Origin of the sequence: Bradyrhizobium erythrophlei, assembly GCF_042430365.1 — a bacterium.
Classification (GTDB): Bacteria; Pseudomonadota; Alphaproteobacteria; order Rhizobiales; family Xanthobacteraceae; genus Bradyrhizobium; species Bradyrhizobium erythrophlei.
On record NZ_JBHMET010000154.1, the window covers coordinates 185,829 to 204,382 of the forward strand.

The 18,554-nt window shown below is 64.5% G+C and carries 17 protein-coding genes; 8 read left to right on the forward strand and 9 right to left on the reverse strand.

Features of this window, described 5'->3' with window-relative positions:
* Positions 1 to 240 precede the first annotated feature (240 nt).
* A complete protein-coding gene (locus tag ACFFWD_RS24315; RefSeq protein WP_376969300.1) occupies positions 241 to 2,388 on the reverse strand; it encodes an ATP-binding protein in 2,148 nt (715 codons plus the stop codon).
* Between the two features lie 404 nt (positions 2,389 to 2,792).
* On the opposite strand from ACFFWD_RS24315, the gene ACFFWD_RS24320 reads away from it, so the two are divergent.
* Together ACFFWD_RS24320 and feoB are read left to right on the forward strand one after the other, a co-directional pair.
* On the forward strand, positions 2,793 to 3,068 hold the full coding sequence (locus ACFFWD_RS24320) for a FeoA family protein (protein ID WP_376969302.1): 276 nt from the start codon (positions 2,793 to 2,795) through the stop codon (positions 3,066 to 3,068).
* On the forward strand, positions 3,065 to 4,936 hold the full coding sequence (gene feoB, locus ACFFWD_RS24325; protein ID WP_376969304.1) for a ferrous iron transporter B: 1,872 nt from the start codon (positions 3,065 to 3,067) through the stop codon (positions 4,934 to 4,936). The genes ACFFWD_RS24320 and feoB overlap by 4 nt, the downstream gene beginning before the upstream one ends.
* Before the next feature lie 28 nt (positions 4,937 to 4,964).
* Here the strand turns inward: feoB and ACFFWD_RS24330 are convergent, their stop codons facing one another.
* From ACFFWD_RS24330 to ACFFWD_RS24350, 5 genes are all read right to left on the reverse strand, one after another.
* Positions 4,965 to 5,750: a succinate dehydrogenase iron-sulfur subunit gene (locus tag ACFFWD_RS24330; RefSeq protein ID WP_376969306.1), complete on the reverse strand. Its 786-nt coding sequence runs from the start codon at positions 5,748 to 5,750 to the stop codon at positions 4,965 to 4,967.
* Positions 5,751 to 5,768: 18 nt separating this feature from the next.
* A complete protein-coding gene (gene sdhA, locus ACFFWD_RS24335) occupies positions 5,769 to 7,610 on the reverse strand; it encodes a succinate dehydrogenase flavoprotein subunit (protein ID WP_376969308.1) in 1,842 nt (613 codons plus the stop codon).
* Between the two features lie 3 nt (positions 7,611 to 7,613).
* Complete coding sequence (gene sdhD / locus ACFFWD_RS24340) at positions 7,614 to 7,988, reverse strand: succinate dehydrogenase, hydrophobic membrane anchor protein (RefSeq protein ID WP_376969391.1); 375 nt, start codon at positions 7,986 to 7,988, stop codon at positions 7,614 to 7,616.
* A gap of 14 nt (positions 7,989 to 8,002) precedes the next feature.
* Complete coding sequence (sdhC, locus tag ACFFWD_RS24345) at positions 8,003 to 8,401, reverse strand: succinate dehydrogenase, cytochrome b556 subunit (RefSeq protein WP_376969310.1); 399 nt, start codon at positions 8,399 to 8,401, stop codon at positions 8,003 to 8,005.
* Between the two features lie 214 nt (positions 8,402 to 8,615).
* The gene (locus ACFFWD_RS24350) at positions 8,616 to 9,038 is read right to left on the reverse strand and encodes a LysR substrate-binding domain-containing protein (RefSeq protein WP_376969312.1); all 423 of its coding nucleotides are present in this window, start codon (positions 9,036 to 9,038) and stop codon (positions 8,616 to 8,618) included.
* A gap of 72 nt (positions 9,039 to 9,110) precedes the next feature.
* Between ACFFWD_RS24350 and ACFFWD_RS24355 the strand changes: the two genes are divergently transcribed.
* Positions 9,111 to 9,968, forward strand: coding sequence for a sulfite exporter TauE/SafE family protein (locus ACFFWD_RS24355; protein ID WP_376969314.1), 858 nt, complete (start codon positions 9,111 to 9,113; stop codon positions 9,966 to 9,968).
* A gap of 96 nt (positions 9,969 to 10,064) precedes the next feature.
* Here the strand turns inward: ACFFWD_RS24355 and ACFFWD_RS24360 are convergent, their stop codons facing one another.
* Positions 10,065 to 11,594, reverse strand: coding sequence for a malonate--CoA ligase (locus tag ACFFWD_RS24360; protein ID WP_376969316.1), 1,530 nt, complete (start codon positions 11,592 to 11,594; stop codon positions 10,065 to 10,067).
* 87 nt (positions 11,595 to 11,681) lie between these two features.
* Between ACFFWD_RS24360 and ACFFWD_RS24365 the strand changes: the two genes are divergently transcribed.
* The 4 genes from ACFFWD_RS24365 (at position 11,682) to ACFFWD_RS24380 (ending at position 14,875) form a co-directional block, all read left to right on the forward strand.
* Positions 11,682 to 12,443 (forward strand): SDR family oxidoreductase, encoded by a 762-nt coding sequence (locus ACFFWD_RS24365; protein ID WP_376969318.1) that lies wholly within the window; start codon positions 11,682 to 11,684, stop codon positions 12,441 to 12,443.
* Positions 12,444 to 12,647: 204 nt separating this feature from the next.
* A complete protein-coding gene (locus ACFFWD_RS24370; RefSeq protein ID WP_376969320.1) occupies positions 12,648 to 13,202 on the forward strand; it encodes a fasciclin domain-containing protein in 555 nt (184 codons plus the stop codon).
* Between the two features lie 180 nt (positions 13,203 to 13,382).
* Positions 13,383 to 14,015 (forward strand): cytochrome b/b6 domain-containing protein, encoded by a 633-nt coding sequence (locus ACFFWD_RS24375; protein WP_376969322.1) that lies wholly within the window; start codon positions 13,383 to 13,385, stop codon positions 14,013 to 14,015.
* Positions 14,016 to 14,089: 74 nt separating this feature from the next.
* Complete coding sequence (locus ACFFWD_RS24380) at positions 14,090 to 14,875, forward strand: molybdopterin-binding protein (RefSeq protein ID WP_376969323.1); 786 nt, start codon at positions 14,090 to 14,092, stop codon at positions 14,873 to 14,875.
* Between the two features lie 148 nt (positions 14,876 to 15,023).
* On the opposite strand, the gene ACFFWD_RS24385 is transcribed toward ACFFWD_RS24380, so the two are convergent.
* Together ACFFWD_RS24385 and ACFFWD_RS24390 are read right to left on the reverse strand one after the other, a co-directional pair.
* Positions 15,024 to 16,208, reverse strand: coding sequence for a YbfB/YjiJ family MFS transporter (locus ACFFWD_RS24385; protein ID WP_376969325.1), 1,185 nt, complete (start codon positions 16,206 to 16,208; stop codon positions 15,024 to 15,026).
* Positions 16,209 to 16,297: 89 nt separating this feature from the next.
* Complete coding sequence (locus tag ACFFWD_RS24390; protein ID WP_376969327.1) at positions 16,298 to 17,158, reverse strand: EamA family transporter; 861 nt, start codon at positions 17,156 to 17,158, stop codon at positions 16,298 to 16,300.
* A gap of 229 nt (positions 17,159 to 17,387) precedes the next feature.
* Here ACFFWD_RS24390 and leuB point away from each other — a divergent pair, with 229 nt between their 5' ends.
* Positions 17,388 to 18,500, forward strand: a complete 1,113-nt coding sequence (gene leuB / locus ACFFWD_RS24395; protein WP_376969329.1) for a 3-isopropylmalate dehydrogenase — start codon at positions 17,388 to 17,390, stop codon at positions 18,498 to 18,500.
* The last annotated feature ends 54 nt before the right edge of the window (positions 18,501 to 18,554 follow it).

Genomic DNA, 18,554 nt, shown 5'->3' on the forward strand with positions numbered 1-18,554 from the left:
TGCGGGTGCAATCGGCACCCGGCTTTCCCTGCGCCCTCTGTTTGAAGAGAGGGCGAAACGAGATGCAAACCTCGGACGGTTCACGTCGCGAGAACGCGAACCTACATCAGCACAGCTGTATGACATGTAAATCACGCCAACACCGTCATCCTTCGAGACGCGCGTTCCGCGCTCCTCAGGATGACGGAATTGATAGTTGTGCTAGCCTCGCCATTACTATCAGCGCAATTCGCAAATCCCTTACGAGGAGGCCGGCGCTTGATCGCGGTTGACCCGCCGCGAACGTGCGACCTTGTGCAGCATGCGCGCGAGCTGCTCGGCCGAGTAGGGCTTTTGCAAGAGCTCGAAGCCATGGCTGCCCTGTTGCGACAGCAACTGGCTGTAACCCGAGGCCAGCACGACCGCCACGTTGAGCCCTTGCCGGCGAATCTCCTGCGCGAGCTCGATGCCGCTCATGCCCGGCATCACGACATCGGTGAACACGATGTCGAAGCGGGCGGGATCGGCGACGAGCTCTTCCAACGCGTGGGTGGCATTGTCGACCAGCACGGCGGTGTAGCCGAGCTGGACCAGCGCATCGGTCGCGAACTTGCCGATCTCCTGATTGTCCTCGACCACGAGCACCGATGTGCCGCGTCCATCGCCGGGCGGGATATCGTCGGAGAGCAGCGATTGCACGCTGCTGTTGCCGACGGCGCGCGGCAGATAGAGCGTGAATGTCGAGCCCTTGCCGACTTCGCTCGCAACCGCCACCTCGCCGTCGGATTGCTTGGCGAATCCGAATACCTGCGAAAGGCCGAGGCCGGTGCCCTGGCCGACCTCCTTGGTCGTGAAGAACGGCTCGAAGATCCGGCCGAGCTGGTCCGGCGGAATTCCGATCCCGGTGTCGGCGACCGAAACCGCGACATAACCGTGCGGAGACGGCGGGCTCGTGGTCTCCGAGGGCAACATGGCCTCGCGGCGCACCGCGATCGTCAGCCGGCCGAGGCCTTCCATGGCGTCGCGGGCATTCACCGCCATGTTGATGATGGCGGTCTCGAACTGGCCGGCATCGGCGTTGATGAGGCAAGGCTCGTCGGGGATCTGCGTGACGATCTCGATGCGCGGGCCGATCAGGGTCGCGATCATCTCGCCGAGCGTCTGCACGCTCTGGCCGACGTCGAACGTTTCGGGCTTCAGGGTCTGCCGGCGCGCGAAGGCGAGCAACTGGCCGGTCAGCTTGGCGGCGCGGCTCACCGTGTCGGAGATCGCGTCGATGTAGCGCTGCCGGCGCGGCTCCGGCAGGTCCGGGCGCCGCAACATGTCGACCGATGCGCGGATCACGGTCAGGAGATTGTTGAAGTCGTGCGCGACGCCGCCGGTGAGCTGCCCGAGTGCCTCGAGCCGCTGGCCGTGCCGCAGCGCCTCCTCGGCCTCGATGCGCCGCTCAGCCTCGGCCTGCAGATGCTGGGTCCGGCGCAGCGCCAGTGCGAGCAGACAGAACAGGAGAGCGGTCGCCGGCGCGCCGAAGATCAAATGCTGGGCCATGGTCGCGATCCAGCGCGCGCGGATCGCCGACGTCTCCAGCCCGGCCGAGACATAGATCGGGTATCCGGCGAGCCGCCGGTAGCCGAGCCGGTGTTCGACGCCGTCGGCAGGAAACTTCACCGTGATCAGCCCGGCCTGCGGGTTGGCGACGATCTGCTGTCCGAGTGGTCCGCTCGGCTCGAACCGGAAGTTGCGGTCGGCGGGCGGGAAATGCGCCAGCACCGCGCCATCGGTCCGGATCAGTGCGAAGAAGCTGCCGCCTTCGCGGCCGATCCGGGCGTAGAAATTCTCGAAATACTCCGGCAGCACCGAGCCTTGGATCACGCCGACAAAGCTAAAATCCTCGCTCTGCCGCCTCCGGCTGACGCCGAAGAACGGCGCCCCCTGATAGGGCGACCGCGGTTGCAGCACCTCGCCGATATACGTTCCGGCGTCGCGAATGGCCTGGGCCTGGAAGTAGTCCCGATCCGAAAAATCGATATCGGGGGCGGGAAGCACCAGGCTGTTGGCGAGCGCGTGGCCCCTGGCATCGAAGATCCAGGTGGATTTCACCTGCGGCAGCGCGTCGGCAAGCTGCTTCAGCCGCTGGTGCAGGCTCGCCTCGCGCGCCGTGATGTCGGCGTCGGTGAGGCCCCGGATCATTTCGGTGATTTCCGACAGGCTGCGGTCGATGGTCTCGAACACCTTGAGCGCGTGCTCATGGGTGACGTCGAGCGTGCGTTCAATCTCCCTGTCGGCGGTTTCGTTGGTCGAGATCCAGGACATTGCGGAGGCAAAGACAAACAGCGCCAGCGGGAGGGCCAGCGATGCGGCCATCATCCATTGCAGCAGTCTCAGCGAATTACGTTGTGCGGTTTGCACGGGCTCTCCGGCTCCGCGCGAAGTGTAACGCAAACCTTCGAGCGGGAGGAAGCAAAACCGAGCCATGCCGACCGAAGGTCGTGGCGGGAGGGCCGTCGCTGCTGCCGTTTGACCGCGCGAGCGGGGAAGGCCGCGAGGGGATCGATAAATTGCTAGCCAATTTTTGCGCCCGAGTTGCGACTCGCTCCCGAGGACTGGCCGAGGTGCCGTGCCGCCGGGCGGGTCGCCATGCCGCCGCCGCCATGCACGACCGTTCACGACCTCGCTACCAGCGCCACGGTGCACGCGTCGGCCGAAGGGGAAAATCGGCGGCAATGACGCCCGCGGCGGCTGTTTTTAAGGGTTCTAAAGCATGCCATGGGCAAACGCTTGACCGCATGATTACGTGCTGAAAAAGAGGCCGCATGACAGGTGATCCCAGAGACTCCCAGGACGTCCGGCTCGGGCATGCGGATCGCGGCTTTGTCGGAAAAATCCTCAGGCTCGATGCGCCGCAGGGCCGGTCGTCGCTCTCTCCGCAGGAGCTCGAGCAACGCCTGGTCGAGATGGGCTTTGTCGAGGGCGCGCGCGTGGAAGTCCTTCATGAGGGCACGATCCGGCGCGATCCGATCGCCGTGCGCGTCGACAACATCACAATCGCGCTGCGCCGGAGCGAAGCCATGGCTGTGATCGTCGAATGAGCGCTGCCACCCTCCGCCTGGCGCTGGTTGGCGCCCCGAACACCGGCAAGACCTCGCTGTTCAACAGCCTGACCGGCAGCCGCCAGAAGGTCGCGAACTATCCCGGCGTCACCGTCGAGCGCAAGTCCGGCAGCTTCGTCACGCCCGAAGGCCGCAGCGTGACCGTGCTCGACCTGCCGGGCACCTATTCGCTGCGCGGCCGCAGCCCGGACGAGGAGATCACCCGCGACATCGTGCTCGGACGCTTCCAGGGCGAGGCGGTTCCCGATCTCGTGCTCTGCGTGGCTGATGCAACCAATCTGCGGCTGACACTGCGGCTCGTGCTCGAGCTCAAGCGTATCGGCCGGCCGATGATGCTCGTGCTCAACATGATCGACATCGCCAGGCGCCGCGGCGTCGATATCGACCTTGATCGGCTGTCGCAGGAGCTCGGCCTGCCGATCGTGACCTCGGTCGCAGTCCGCAAGGGCGGCGTCGATGAGCTGCTGCGGCGGACCGACGAGTTTCTGGCCCGCGCGCATGAGGCGCCGGCGGCCAATCGGTGGACCGCGCCGACGATCGCCGATCTGAAGGCCGCGCAGCGCGAGGCGGACCGCATCATCGCGGCAGCCGTGACCTTGCCGACCAAGCCGGACACGCTGACGAACCGGATCGATTCCGTCGTACTGCATCCGGTCGGCGGTCTCGTGATCCTGGCGCTGATCCTGTTCGTGATGTTCCAGGCGGTGTTCAGCTGGGCGCAGCCGGCGATGGAATTGCTGTCGAACAGCTTCGCGGCGCTCGGGCAAGTCGTGCACGACGTGCTGCCCGAAGGCCTGTTGCAAAGCTTCCTGCAGAACGGCGTGATTTCCGGCGTCGGCAGTGTCATCGTGTTCCTGCCGCAGATCATCATCATCTTCCTGTTCATCCTGCTGCTGGAGGATTTCGGCTACATGGCGCGCGCCGCGTTCCTGATGGATCGCATCATGGGCGGCGCCGGACTGCATGGCCGCGCCTTCATTCCGCTGCTGTCGAGCTTCGCCTGTGCCATTCCCGGCATCATGGCGACGCGGGTGATCGACAACCGGCGCGACCGGCTGACCACGATCCTGATCGCGCCGCTGATGACCTGCTCGGCGCGGATTCCGGTCTATACGCTGATCATCTCCGCCTTCATTCCGGCGAAGACGCTGTGGGGTTGGGTCAATTTGCAGGGGCTCGTGATGTTCGGTCTCTACGCCGCCGGGATCACCAGCGCGCTGACGGTATCGGCGGTCGCGAAATTCTTCCTGTGGCGCGACCATGCGCCGGCGCCGTTCATGCTGGAGTTGCCAGACTACAAGATGCCGCGGCTGCGCAGCATCGTGATCGGCGTATTCACCCGCGCCAAGATGTTCCTCTATCGCGCCGGCACCACGATCCTGTCGATGATGGTGCTGATCTGGTTTCTGGCGTCGTTCCCGACCGCGCCCGCCGGCGCCGAGGGGCCGGCGATCAACTATAGCTTCGCGGCGATGATCGGGCATGCGCTCGAGCCGTTGCTCGCGCCGATCGGCTTCAATTGGCAGATTGCGGTGGCGCTGATCCCGGGCATGGCGGCGCGCGAGGTTGCGGTCGCAGCCCTCGGCACCGTCTATTCGATCGAGGGCGGCAAGGAGGCCGCGGAGCAGATCGGCCAGGTGCTGGCGCAGAAATGGGGCCTGGCGACCGCGTTGTCGCTTTTGGTCTGGTACATCTTCGCGCCGCAATGCGCCTCGACGCTCGCGGTGATCCGCCGCGAGACCGGCAGTGCGAAGTGGATGGTGGTGACCTTCGTCTACATGCTCGCGCTGGCCTATGTCGCGAGCTTCCTGACCTTCAACCTGGCGCGATCGCTGGGCATCTCCTGATGCCCAGCCGCTCGCGTGTGGCGCGGGGTCAGATCTGGCGTTCGACCAGCTTGAGCTTGAGCTCGGCGATCGCTTCCGATGGGTTGAGGCCCTTCGGGCACGCCTTGGCGCAGTTCATGATGGTGTGGCAGCGATAGAGGCGGAACGGGTCCTCGAGATTGTCGAGCCGCTCGCCGGTCGCCTCGTCGCGGCTGTCGGTGACCCAGCGCGTCGCCTGCAACAGCGCGGCGGGGCCGAGGAAGCGGTCGCTGTTCCACCAGTAGCTCGGGCAGGAGGTCGAGCAGCAGGCGCACAGGATGCATTCGTAGAGGCCGTCGAGCTTCTCGCGCTCCTCGTGGCTCTGCTTCCATTCCTTCTGCGGCGTCGGCGTGGTGGTCTTCAGCCACGGCTCGATCGAGGCGTACTGGGCGTAGAAGTTGGTGAGGTCGGGAACGAGGTCCTTCACCACCGGCTGGTGCGGCAGCGGGTTGACCTTCACCGCCCCGCCTGGGGCCAGGTCGTGCATCGACTTGGTGCAGGCGAGCGTGTTCTGGCCGTCGATGTTCATCGCGCAGGAGCCGCAGACACCCTCGCGGCAGGAGCGGCGGAAGGTCAGCGTCGGGTCGATGTGGTTCTTGATCCAGATCAGCCCGTCCAGCACCATCGGGCCGCAATCATTGATGTCGACATGGTAGGTGTCGACGCTCGGATTCTTGCCGTCGTCCGGATTCCAGCGATACACCCGGAATTCGCGCGTCTCGGTCGCGCCTGAAGGCTTCGGCCAGGTCTTGCCGCCGGAAATCTTCGAATTCTTCGGAAGTGCGAATTCAACCATGCTTGCTAGCCTTCGTTCTCAGTAGACCCGCGCCTTCGGCGGGATGTACTGCACGTCGTTGGTCATCGTGTAGCTGTGCACCGGGCGGTAATCGATCGTGGTCTTGCCCGCCGGATCGATCCACGCCAGCGTGTGCTTCATCCAGTTCTTGTCGTCACGCTCCGGGAAATCCTCACGCGCATGCGCGCCGCGGCTTTCGGTGCGGTTGGCTGCCGAATCCATCGTTACGACCGCCTGCACGATCAGATTGTCGAATTCGAGCGTCTCGACCAGATCGGAGTTCCACACCAGCGAGCGGTCGGTGACGGAGATGTCGCTGATGCCGCCATACACCTTGTGGATCAGGTTCTGGCCTTCATGCAGCACCTCTCCGGTGCGGAACACCGCGCAATTGTTCTGCATCACATGCTGCATGCTGTCGCGCAGCTTCGCGGTCGGCGTGCCGCCGGAGGCATGACGGAAGTAATCGAGCCGTCCCAGCGCCTTGTCGGCGGAGTCCTTCGGCAATTCCGGCTGCTTGCCATTCGGCGTCAGCTTCTCCGCTAGGCGCAACGCGGCGGCGCGGCCAAACACGACAAGGTCAATCAGCGAGTTGGAGCCGAGCCGGTTGGCGCCATGCACGGAGACGCAGGCCGCTTCGCCGAGCGCCATCAGGCCGGGCACCACGGCATTGTCGTCGCCATTCTTCTTGGTCAGCACTTCGCCGTGATAATTGGTCGGGATCCCGCCCATGTTGTAGTGCGCGGTCGGCACGATCGGGATCGGCTCGCGGGTGACGTCGACATTGGCGAAGATCTTGGCCGATTCGGAAATGCCCGGCAGCCGCTCCTGCAGCACCTTGGGATCGAGATGATCGAGGTGCAGGAAGATGTGGTCCTTCTTCTTGCCGACGCCGCGGCCCTCGCGGATCTCGATCGTCATCGAGCGCGAGACGACGTCGCGTGAGGCGAGATCCTTGGCTGACGGCGCGTAGCGCTCCATGAAGCGCTCGCCTTCGGAGTTGACGAGATAGCCGCCTTCGCCGCGTGCGCCTTCGGTGACGAGACAGCCCGCGCCGTAGATGCCGGTCGGGTGGAACTGGACGAACTCCATGTCCTGCAGCGGGAGCCCCGCGCGCAGCACCATGCCGCCGCCATCGCCGGTGCAGGTATGGGCCGAGGTGCAGGAGGCGTAGGCGCGGCCATAGCCGCCGGTGGCGAGAATGGTGGTCTGGGCGCGGAAGCGATGCAGCGTACCGTCATCAAGCTTCAGCGCGATTACGCCGCGGCAGACGCCCTGATCGTCCATGATCAGGTCGATGGCGAAGAACTCGATGAAGAACTCCGCGGCGTGACGCAGCGACTGGCCGTACATCGTATGCAGCATCGCATGACCGGTGCGGTCGGCGGCGGCGCAGGTGCGCTGCGCCTGGCCCTTGCCATAGTCCATGGTCATGCCGCCGAACGGGCGCTGGTAGATCTTGCCGTCTTCGGTGCGCGAGAACGGCACGCCCCAATGCTCGAGCTCGTAGACCGCCTCCGGCGCGTTGCGCACCATGTATTCGATCGCGTCCTGGTCGCCGAGCCAGTCCGACCCTTTGACGGTGTCGTACATGTGCCAGCGCCAGTCGTCCTGGTGCATGTTGCCGAGCGCCGCCGAGATGCCGCCCTGCGCGGCGACGGTGTGCGAGCGGGTCGGAAACACCTTGGTGATGCAGGCGGTGCGGAGGCCCGCTTCCGAGCAGCCGACCACGGCGCGCAGGCCCGCGCCGCCGGCGCCGACCACGACGACGTCGTAGGTGTGGTCTTCGATCGGGTAGGCCTTGCCGTTCGTGGCCGGGCCACCTCCATTGGTGGCCTTGCCGTTACCTTCTCCGGCCATGGGTTATACTCCCGACGACAATTTGAGGATTGCGTAGATCGAGGCCATCGCCACTGCGAAGCAGAAGAAATTGTTGGCCATCACGCTTGCGAGCTTCAACTTCTCATTGTGCACGTAGTCTTCGATCACGATCTGCATGCCGATCTTCATGTGCCAGGTGCTGGCGATGATGAAGAGCAGCAGGATGATGGCGACCGGCAGCGAGCCCAGGATTTGCGCCGCGCCCGCGTGGTTGCGGCCGATCAGCATCAGGATCACCAGCAGCACGGGCACGATCAAGAGCGTCATAGCGACCGCCGTGAGGCGCTGACGCCAAAAATCGGAGGTGCCGGTATGCGAGGAACCGAGATTACGGACGCGCGCCAGCGGCGTGCGCATCGAGGAACGGCCGCTCATCGTCCGCCTCCAACTGCATAGGCGATGATCCAGACCAGCACGGTCAGTGAAACGCCAGCGATCAGCGCGCCCCAGGTCAGGGCCTCGCGCTCATTGGCCTTGAAGCCATAGCCGAGGTCCCAGATGAAGTAGCGGATGCCGCTGACCAGGTGATGCAACAGCGCCCATGTGTAACCGAACAGGATTAGCTTGCCGATCAAGCTGCCGGTAAAGGCCTGGACGTTGGCATAGGCCGTCGGACCGGAGGCCGCTGCGATCAGCCACCAGGCGAGCAGCAGCGTGCCGAAATACATCGCGATTCCGGTCGCCCGGTGGACGACGGAAAGCGCCATCGTTAGGGTCACGCGATAGGTTTGAATATGGGGCGAAAGCGGTCGTTCGATCCTGGCGGTCATCGGCGGCTTTATGTTGTGTGGGACCGCGGCCGGCCCATCGGGGAACGCGGTAGATGGATTCTATTTACGGAGTCGAACCCATCCGCGCAACGACCAAATGGCATTCCGTCGAACCGGAATTCATTGCTACAGCCCGCGGAAATGCGGTTGATCCGCAGGCTGGTATACCAGGCGAGACGCGATCCCGACTAAGAACTGAATTGGAATCTCCATGCTACGAGACGTCGTCGCTAACCGTCCGCGACGGCGCCACAAACGGATCGCTGCGCCATCGCTCGACGATATAATCGGCAAAGGCCCTGATCTTAGGCGATGCCAGCTGCGATGGCTGGAACAGCAAATGGAGCGGTGTCGGCGCCGGTTCGTAGGCGACCAGCAGGCGCTGCAGGCGTCCTGCGGCGACGTCTGCCTCCACGAGCCACGACGGTACGCGCACGATGTGGGCGCCATCCTTGGCGGCGCCCACCAGCGCATCCAGGCTATTCATCCAGAGCCGACCGGATATGCGGATTTTGCGACCCGCTTTGGTCGCGTCAGCGCAGCGCCATTCTGCGCCGCCGGGCGTGTCGGAAAACACCAGGCAGTTGTGCTGCGCGAGATCACGCGGCGTGCCAGATAGTTGGGGGCACCATCCCAAAAATGCGGCTCAGGATGTCGAGCCATCGGGGTTGCGCTCCCGTGGTTCCACGCTCTACACGCTGACACTGAAATGGCTGGCCTCGATCCCAAAGAACTTCTTGAACTTGCGTTGTTGCTGATCGCGGTCGGGACATTGTCCGGATTTCTCGCCGGCCTGTTCGGCATCGGCGGCGGCGCGATCCTGGTGCCGGTGTTCTATGAATGCTTCCGCCTTGCCGGCGTGCCGCTGGAGGTACGGATGCCGCTCTGCATCGGCACCTCGCTCGCGATCATTATCCCGACCTCGCTAAGCTCGTTCCGCGCCCACTATCGCCGGGGCGCCGTCGACATGGACATCCTCCGCCGCTGGTGGCTGCCGATCGTGCTCGGCGTGCTGGCCGGCAGCGTCACCGCGCGCATCGCGCCGGAGCGGTTGTTCAAGATCGTGTTCGTGATGGTGGCGTGGTCGGCGGCGGCGCGCCTCTTGCTGGCGCGCGAGACCTGGAAGTTTGGCGACGACGTGCCGAAGGGCTTTCTGATGCGCGTCTACGGCTTCTTCGTCGGCCTGTTGTCGACGCTGATGGGGATCGGCGGCGGCCTGTTCGCGAACCTTCTGATGACCTTCTACGGGCGGCCGATTCATCAGGCGGTCGCGACCTCGTCCGCACTCGCCGTGCTGATCTCGATCCCCGGCGCGCTCGGCTATGTCTATGCCGGCTGGCCCGTAGCCGCGCGCTTCCCCGACGTCACGGCGCTGCAATTGCCGTTCGCGCTCGGCTATGTCTCGCTGATCGGCGCGCTGCTAGCGATGCCGACCACGCTGGTCACCGCGCCGCTCGGGGTGAAAGTGGCCCATGCGCTGTCGAAACGATCGCTGGAGATTGCCTTCGGGGCCTATCTCCTTATTGTTGGCGGACGGTTCGTGATCAGCCTGCTGAGCGGTGCGTAGCCCGGATGGAGCGAAGCGTAATCCGGGTTTTCACAGCTGGTCGGTCCCGGATTGCGCTTCGCTCCATCCGGGCTACGGCACCGGGCCGGTTTGGGCCTACGCCTTCGTATAAATATCCTTATACGTGTCCCGCAGAATGTTTTTCTGCACCTTGCCCATGGCGTTGCGCGGCAGTTCGTCGACGACGAAGACGCGTTTCGGCATCTTGAATTTCGCGAGCCGGCCGTCGAGCGCCTTCAGCACCGAGGCCTCGCTGATATCGGCGCCCTTGTTGCAGACCAGGACGGCGGTGACGCCCTCGCCGAAATCGGCGTGCGGCACGCCGATCACGGCGGACTCGATCACGCCCGGCATGGCGTCGATTTCGCTCTCGATCTCCTTCGGGTAGACGTTGAAACCGCCCGAGATCACGAGGTCCTTGCCGCGACCGAGGATGTGGACATAGCCCTTGTCGTCGATCTTGCCGAGGTCGCCGGTGATGAAGAAGCCGTCGGCACGGAATTCGGCCTTAGTCTTCTCCGGCATCCGCCAGTAGCCCCTGAACACGTTCGGGCCCTTGACTTCGATCATGCCGATCGTCTCCGGCGCCAGCTCCTTGCCCGTATCAGGATCGGTGACGCGCACGGAGACGCCGGGCAGCGGATGGCCGACCGCGCCGGGTACGCGCTCGCCGTCATAGGGGTTGGAGGTGTTCATGTTGGTCTCGGTCATGCCGTAGCGCTCGAGCACGGCGTGACCGGTGCGGGCGAACCATTCGCGGTGGGTGTCGGCGAGCAGCGGCGCGGAGCCCGAGATGAACAGCCGCATGTGCCTGGTGGATTCCTTGTTGAGCCCGGGATGCTGCAGCAGGCGGGTGTAGAAGGTCGGCACGCCCATCAGCACGGTCGCACGCGCCATCAGCTTCAGGATCAGGTCCGGATCGAACTTCGGCAGGAAGATCATCGCGGCACGCGCGAACAGCGTCACATTGCTCGCCACGAACAGGCCGTGGGTGTGATAGATCGGCAGCGCGTGGATCAGGACGTCCTTGTCGGTGAAGCGCCAGTAACCGACGAGCGATAGCGAGTTCGACGCGAGATTGTCGTGGGAGAGCATCGCGCCCTTGGAGCGACCCGTGGTGCCCGAGGTGTAGAGAATCGCGGCGAGGTCGTCATTACCGCGGGGAACGGTTGCGAATTCCTTGCTCGCCTTGTCGGCGGCCTCGGTCAGCGAGCCCTTGCCGCTGGCGTCGAGCGTCTCAACCTTGGCGCCAACCTTGGCGGCAATCGCCTTGATGCCTTCCAGCTTGGCGGGATCGCACACCACCAGCGATGGCTCGGCGTCCGAAATGAAGTAGTCGAGCTCGTTCAGCGTATAGGCGGTGTTGAGCGGCAGATAGACGCCGCCGGCGCGCACGGTGGCGAGGTAGAGCACGAGGCCGGAGACCGATTTCTCGGTCTGCGCCGCGACGCGGTCACCCGGCTTGACGCCGCGGCTGACCAGCACGTTGGCCATCTGGCCGGCGCGCGCGATCAGGTCGCCGTAGGAGATACGGCTGCCATCGAGCTGCTCGATCGCAAGTCGTGCGGGGTCGTCGAGGCCGTCGAACAGGCGGGAAAACAGGTTGGCGTTGGTCGTCGTGTTCATGCAACATCCCCCGAGGGGCAAAGGAGCCGGAAACTTTCGGCTGGATTAGCAAAAACGCCCTTCGGAAAGCAACGGAGACAGTTTGCAATGACAAAAAACGGGAAACGCGTGGCCTGGGTGACCGGCGGCGGCAGCGGAATCGGTGAATCCGGGGCGGAATTCCTCGCCGCGGACGGCTGGACGGTGGTGATTTCCGGCCGCCGCAAGGAAGAGCTCGACCGCGTGGTGGCCAACATCACCAAGAAGGGCGGCAGGGCCGAGGCGATCGCGCTCGATGTCAGCAACAAGGCCGACGTCAACAAGGCGGCGGACACGATCGTCGCCAAGCACGGCCGGATCGACCTCCTCGTCAACAGCGCCGGCATCAATGTCCCGAAGCGAAGCTGGGCGGATATGGAACTGGAGGGCTGGGATAAGCTGGTCGAGGTCAACCTCAACGGCCTGCTTTATTGCATGCGCGCGGCGCTGCCGACGATGCGCAAGCAGAAGGACGGCTGCATCATCAACGTCGCCTCATGGGCGGGCCGCCACGTTTCCAAGATGCCGGGTCCGGCCTACACCACAACAAAACATGCGGTGCTGGCGCTGACCCACTCCTTCAACATGGACGAATGCGTCAACGGCCTGCGTGCGTGCTGCCTGTCGCCGGGCGAGGTCGCGACCCCGATCCTGAAGCAGCGGCCGGTGGTGCCGAGCGCCGACGAGCAGGCCAAGATGCTGCAGCCCGAGGATTGCGGCCGCACCATCGCCTTCGTCGCCAGCATGCCCGCGCGCGTTTGCGTGAACGAGATCCTGATCAGCCCGACGCATAATCGCGGCTTCATCCAGACGCCGGCGAACAGGGATTAGGCGCCTCATCCGGGCTACAATCGCCCCCACGATCATCCGGCGAATTAGTTTCACGCATCACGATAAATTATCCAGCGAAACCGCCCGCAAAACCTCCCGTAGTTCGGGGCAACGACGACGCACTCACCAACCACCCCGCGCCGTTGTTGCCCCCTCATCGCCGGCGGAGTTCCGCCGGCCAGCTATTCATCGGGAGATGAAACCATGTCGAAGCGTATTACCTATCTCGCCGCCGCCGCCTTCAGCGCGCTGGCGATCACCGCCACCGTCGTCGCGCCCGTGCGCGCCGAGGAAAAGACCGTGATGGTCGGCGGCGCCGCGATGTTCCCGTCAAAGAACATCATCCAGAACGCCGTCAACTCCAAGGATCACACCACCCTCGTCGCTGCGGTGAAGGCTGCGGGCCTGGTCGAGACGCTGGAGGCCAAGGGCCCGTTCACGGTGTTCGCGCCGACCAACGCCGCGTTCGGCAAGCTGCCGGCCGGAACCGTCGACACGCTGGTCAAGCCGGAGAACAAGGCGACTCTGACCAAGATCCTTACCTACCACGTCGTCCCCGGCAGGCTTGCGGCCTCCGATCTCACCGACGGCAAGACGCTGAAGACCGCCGAGGGCGAACAGCTCACCGTGAAGCACAAGGACGGCAAGATCTGGATCATCGACGCCAAGGGCGACAGCTCGATGGTGACGATCTCGAACGTCAACCAGTCGAACGGCGTCATCCATGTGATCGATACCGTGCTGATGCCGGCGTCGTAACACCGCATATCCCTGTTTAGTCCCCAACAGGGCGTGTGAAACAGCGAGCCGGGGACCCGCCCGGCTCGCATTTTTGTGACCGCGATAGGCGGCGTGCATCGAATTGATAGCGTGCGATGCGGTAACGATTCAGCTGTCACTGGCGTATAAGCTGGTAACGACCTAGATAAGAGAGCGACCATGTCGAGCCTTGCCGTCAGCGACGACCGTGCGGAAGCCAAAGTCCCGGCCAAGGTGATCCAGCCGGCCTGGGTGCGGGTGCTGCACTGGATCAACGCGGTCGCCATGATCGTGATGATCATGTCGGGCTGGCAGATCTACAACGCCTCGCCGCTGTTCAGTTTCACCTTCTCAAGAAGCATCACGCTGGGCGGCTGGCTCGGCGGCGCCCTGCTGTGGCATTTCGCGGCGATGTGGCTATTGATGGTCAACGGCCTGATCTATCTCATCCTCGGCTTCGTCACCGGCCGCTTCCGCCGCAAGCTGCTGCCGATCACGCCCGGTGGGGTGATCTCGGACACCAAGGCGGCGCTGACCTTCAAGCTGTCGCATGACGATCTCAGCAAATACAATTCGGTGCAGAAACTGCTCTATGCCGGCATTATCGTCGTCGGTGTCGTCATCGTGCTGTCGGGCCTGTCGATCTGGAAGCCGGTGCAACTGCAATGGCTAACCGCGCTGTTCGGCGGCTACGACGTCGCGCGTTACGTTCACTTCATCTGCATGGCGCTGATCGTCGCCTTTCTGGTGATCCATGTCGCGCTCGCGGTGTTGGTGCCGAAGAGCCTGCGCGCCATGATCATCGGGCGCTAGGGCATGATCCCGAAAAGTGGAAACCGGTTTTCGGAATCGATCATGCCCGGAAATGAGATTTGAGGAGGAATGTCATGGGCCGCATGCGCAAGCTCCTGATCCCCGGCGTCGACAAGAAGCTGCTTGTCCGCGACGCCGTGAAGACAATGCCCGACCTGACGCGGCGTCGCTTCATCACCGCGGGCGCCAGCCTCGGCGCGCTGACCCTGCTGACCGGCTGCGACGTCGCCGACTCGTCGTCGGCCGAGGAGATGCTGAAGCAGGTTTCGAAGTTCAACGACGCGGTGCAGGCCTGGATGTTCAATCCGGATGCGCTGGCGCCGACCTTCCCCGAGAGCGCGATTACGAAACCGTTCCCGTTCAATGCCTACTACGAACTCGACGAGGCGCCGGAGATCGTGGGCGCGGACTGGAAGCTCGAGGTGCGCGGGCTGGTCGAGAACAAGAAATCCTGGACGCTCGATGAGCTCTACAAGCTGCCGCAGGTGAAGCAGGTCACGCGTCATATCTGCGTCGAAGGTTGGAGCGCGATCGGAAGCTGGACCGGCACTCCCTTGCGCGACTTCCTCAAGCTCGTCGGCGCCGACACGCGCGCCAAATATGTCTGGTTCCAGTGTGCCGACAAGGACGGCTACAATTCGCCGCTCGACATGCGCAGCGCACTGCACCCGCAGACGCAGATGACGTTCAAGTTCGCTGACGAGATCCTACCGCGCGCCTACGGCTTCCCGATGAAGATCCGGGTGCCGACCAAGCTCGGCTTCAAGAATCCGAAATATGTGGTCTCGATGGAAGTCACCAACGACTACAAGGGCGGCTATTGGGAAGACCAGGGGTACAATTCGTTCAGCGGAAGTTAGCCCCTGTCGTCCCGGCGCAGGCCGGGACGCATAACCACAAATCGTTGCGGTTGCGGGAGGTGACTCCGCTTATGCCCATTCCTGTGGCCGCGGAGTATGGGTCCCGGCCCCCGTGCGCAATTGCGCACTAGGCCGGGACGACGCCGGATTACGGCCTCACCTTCCGCTGCAGCGCCGACAGCGCCGCACCCAGCACCAGCATCGCGGCCGAGACATTCAGCGCGACTGACAGGCTGCCGACCGCGTCGGTGATCGCGCCGACGACGATCGGGCCGAGCGTCTGGCCGATGCCGAAGGCGATCGTCATGGCGGCGATCGCGGTCGGCCAGGCGTCGGGCGGGTAGTTGAAGCGGACGAAGGCGGTGGTCGAGCCGACGACCGCGAAAAAAGCGACGCCGAACACCAGCGCCGAGACCGCAAGCAACAGCGGCGAATGCCCGAAGATCGGCAGGCTGGCGCCGAGCGCGTTGACGCCGAGGATGATGGTGGTGGCGAGCCCGCCGCGGTCGAACGCCAGCACGCGCCGCCAGACCCAGGGCGTGACGAAGGCGCTGATCCCAATCAGGCTCCAGAATGCGCTCTGGGCCACCGCACCGCCGCCGCCGTCGCGGACATAGGCGATCATGAAGGTCATGTAGGCGATGTAGCCGGCGCCGAACAGGAAGTAGCCGGTGAGGTAGATCAGGACCGGTCGAATCGCGAATTTCGTCCTGGCGACGCGGCTCGCTGCGGCATCGGCGTGGAACGGCGCGAACCACAATGGCAGCGTCATGATCACGGCGAGCAGCGTCATCACCCACCACACGATCCACCACGAGCCCTCGCCAAAGCCCTGCAGCACGAAGGGAGCGATCAGGCCCGACGACAGGATGCCGACACCCGGTCCGGCGTAGAACAGGCTGAGCAGGAAGTTCGCGCGCTCGGGCCGCGATTGCGCAATCGTCGCGGCAAGCGCGCCGCCGCCGACAAAACCGACCGCGGCAGCCAGGCCGACCAAGAGCCGCGCAAAGCTCAGCACGACGATGTTGCCCGACATCGCCGAGAGCGCCAGCGACAGGACGGAGGCAAGCGTCGACCACCGCACCGATGTCGCGAGCCCGAAGCGCTGGATCACGCGGGACGCGAACAGCGCGCCGACGAGATAGCCGGCGGCATTGATCGTGTTCATGAAGCCGGCGGTGGAATAGGACCAGGCAAGCGAGTCACGCATGTCTGGCAGCACCAGCGCATAGGCAAAGCGGCCGATGCCGAGGCCAACGGTCGGCGCCAGCGACAGAATGAGGATCAGCCGCGCAGGATGCGCGTAAGGGGACGGCGGGGTAGGGGCTCTCACAAATCACTCCGGCAACAAGCGGATTGTGACAGGTCGGTGCCGTCCTGCACAGCTGCTCAGCTCGCAACAGTGTCTTGCGAAATCAACAATCAGGCGATCAGCACCAGCGCCACACCGACGACGGTCAGGACGGTTCCGGCGACGATCCGCGCAGTGATCTCGATGTGCTTGAGCATCATGGCGCTGAGCGCAACCGTCACCAGCGGATAGATCGCAGCGAGCGGCGCCACCAGCGTGATCGGGCCGTTGCGGACGGCGGCGAAGAGCGAGAGCGCGATGAGCCCGTTGCTGATCCCGGTCAGCGCGAACCAGAACCGGCCCGCGCGCGGCGCGACGACGACAAAGCTGCCCTTGCGGACGCGCTGCACCGTCAGCACCACGAGCGACGACATGACGTAGCCGATCAAGCAAGCCCAGAGCGGGCTGGGCCAGACCGCGAGCCCGAGCTTGGCGATTGGCGGCACCACGCCGCGCACCAGAGCGCTGCAGATCGGAAGCAGCAGCGCCCAGCTCCGCCAATGGCCGAGGTCGCGCGGGCGGGTGACGGTGATGATCGCGGCGCCCGTGACTGCGACGACGAGGCCGAGCAGCTGCTGCGGCTGCAGCGGCTCGTGCAGCAGCAGCACCGCGGCGACCGCGAACAGCGGCGCGAGATTGCCAAGCGTCGAGGTGATCACCGGCCCGAGCGCCCGGTTCGAGGCGAAGGTCAGCAGCGTCAGCGAGGCCGGAAAAAACAGGCCGATCGCGATGAAGATCGGTAGGCCGCGCCAGACCTCCGGTTCACCGTGCAGGATCAGCGGCGACAGCAACAGCAACAGCAAGGTGAAGGAGGGGACGCTGATCGCGGCGCCCGACAGCGGCTCGACGGTGCGCAAACCGAGCTGCGCCAGCACGACCCCGGCACCCAGGAAGACGGCCGAGGCGAAGGCGCAGAGGATGGCTGCCGTCATGAGGTCCGTCTTGTCGGCTTCTTCTTGGGGCGCGGGCTGCTCGTTTGAGGCCATTTTGGCCCCGTTCAGGGCGCCTTGCCAATCCGCCTCCGGCGTTTTAGCACTCCGCCCGGATTTCACATTTTCCGTCATGCCCGGCCTTGTGCCGGGCATCCACGTCTTACCGCCAATGCAACAAGACGTGGATGGCCGGGACAAGCCCGGCCATGACGAACAGGAGGTAACGACCATGGCGACCCATAAACTGCTGCTTCTCCCCGGCGACGGCATCGGCCCCGAAGTGATGGCCGAGGTGCAGCGCCTGATCGACTGGCTGAATGCGCAGGGAATTGCGAAATTCGAGACCGAGCAGGGCCTGGTCGGCGGCTCCGCCTATGACGCCCACAAGGTGTCGATCTCCGAAGGCGACATGGCCAAGGCGACCGCGGCCGACGCCGTGATCTTCGGTGCGGTCGGCGGGCCGAAATGGGACTCTGTTCCCTACGAGGTGCGTCCGGAGGCGGGCCTCTTGCGGCTGCGCAAGGATCTCGGCCTGTTCGCCAACCTGCGGCCTGCGGTGTGCTATCCGGCGCTCGCCGATGCCTCCAGCCTGAAGCGCGAGGCGGTCGAAGGCCTCGACATCATGATCGTGCGCGAGCTCACCGGCGGCGTTTATTTCGGCGAGCCGAAGACCATCACTGATCTCGGCAACGGCCAAAAGCGCGCGATCGATACCCAGGTCTACGACACCTATGAGATCGAGCGCATCGGCCGCGTCGCTTTCGATCTCGCGCGCAAGCGTCGCAACAAGGTGACGTCGATGGAGAAGCGCAACGTCATGAAGTCGGGCGTGCTCTGGAACGAGGTCATGACCCAGGTCCATGCGCGCGAATACAAGGACGTCACGCTGGAGCATCAGCTCGCCGATTCCGGCGGCATGAACCTGGTGAAGGCGCCGAAGCAGTTCGACGTCATCGTCACCGACAATCTGTTCGGCGACATGCTGTCCGACATCGCGGCGATGCTGACCGGCTCGCTCGGCATGCTGCCGTCGGCCTCGCTCGGCGAGATCGATTCCAAGACCAAGAAGCGCCGCTCGCTGTTCGAACCGGTGCACGGCTCGGCGCCCGATATCGCGGGCAAGGGTCTTGCCAATCCGATCGCGATGATCTCGTCGTTCGGCATGGCGCTGCGCTATTCCTTCGACATGGGCGATCTCGCCGACAAGGTCGATGCCGCGATCGCCGCCGTACTCGCCAGCGGACTGCGCACCGCCGACATCAGGTCGGAAGGCACCACGCCGGCCAGCACGCGGCAGATGGGCGACGCGATCCTGAAGGAATTGCAGAAGCTGCACGCGTAACGTTTGCGCCGTCATTCCGGGTTCGATGCGCTGCATCGTCCCGGAATGACAAAG

Coding starts and splice junctions, on each gene's coding strand:
- ACFFWD_RS24320 (WP_376969302.1), top strand. CDS start 2,793: ATGACAGGTGATCCCAGAGACTCCCAGGACGTCCGGCTCGGGCATGCG.
- feoB (WP_376969304.1), top strand. CDS start 3,065: ATGAGCGCTGCCACCCTCCGCCTGGCGCTGGTTGGCGCCCCGAACACC.
- ACFFWD_RS24330 (WP_376969306.1), bottom strand. CDS start 5,750: ATGGTTGAATTCGCACTTCCGAAGAATTCGAAGATTTCCGGCGGCAAG.
- sdhA (WP_376969308.1), bottom strand. CDS start 7,610: ATGGCCGGAGAAGGTAACGGCAAGGCCACCAATGGAGGTGGCCCGGCC.
- sdhD (WP_376969391.1), bottom strand. CDS start 7,988: ATGCGCACGCCGCTGGCGCGCGTCCGTAATCTCGGTTCCTCGCATACC.
- sdhC (WP_376969310.1), bottom strand. CDS start 8,401: ATGACCGCCAGGATCGAACGACCGCTTTCGCCCCATATTCAAACCTAT.
- ACFFWD_RS24355 (WP_376969314.1), top strand. CDS start 9,111: ATGGCTGGCCTCGATCCCAAAGAACTTCTTGAACTTGCGTTGTTGCTG.
- ACFFWD_RS24360 (WP_376969316.1), bottom strand. CDS start 11,594: ATGAACACGACGACCAACGCCAACCTGTTTTCCCGCCTGTTCGACGGC.
- ACFFWD_RS24365 (WP_376969318.1), top strand. CDS start 11,682: ATGACAAAAAACGGGAAACGCGTGGCCTGGGTGACCGGCGGCGGCAGC.
- ACFFWD_RS24370 (WP_376969320.1), top strand. CDS start 12,648: ATGTCGAAGCGTATTACCTATCTCGCCGCCGCCGCCTTCAGCGCGCTG.
- ACFFWD_RS24375 (WP_376969322.1), top strand. CDS start 13,383: ATGTCGAGCCTTGCCGTCAGCGACGACCGTGCGGAAGCCAAAGTCCCG.
- ACFFWD_RS24380 (WP_376969323.1), top strand. CDS start 14,090: ATGGGCCGCATGCGCAAGCTCCTGATCCCCGGCGTCGACAAGAAGCTG.
- ACFFWD_RS24390 (WP_376969327.1), bottom strand. CDS start 17,158: ATGACGGCAGCCATCCTCTGCGCCTTCGCCTCGGCCGTCTTCCTGGGT.
- leuB (WP_376969329.1), top strand. CDS start 17,388: ATGGCGACCCATAAACTGCTGCTTCTCCCCGGCGACGGCATCGGCCCC.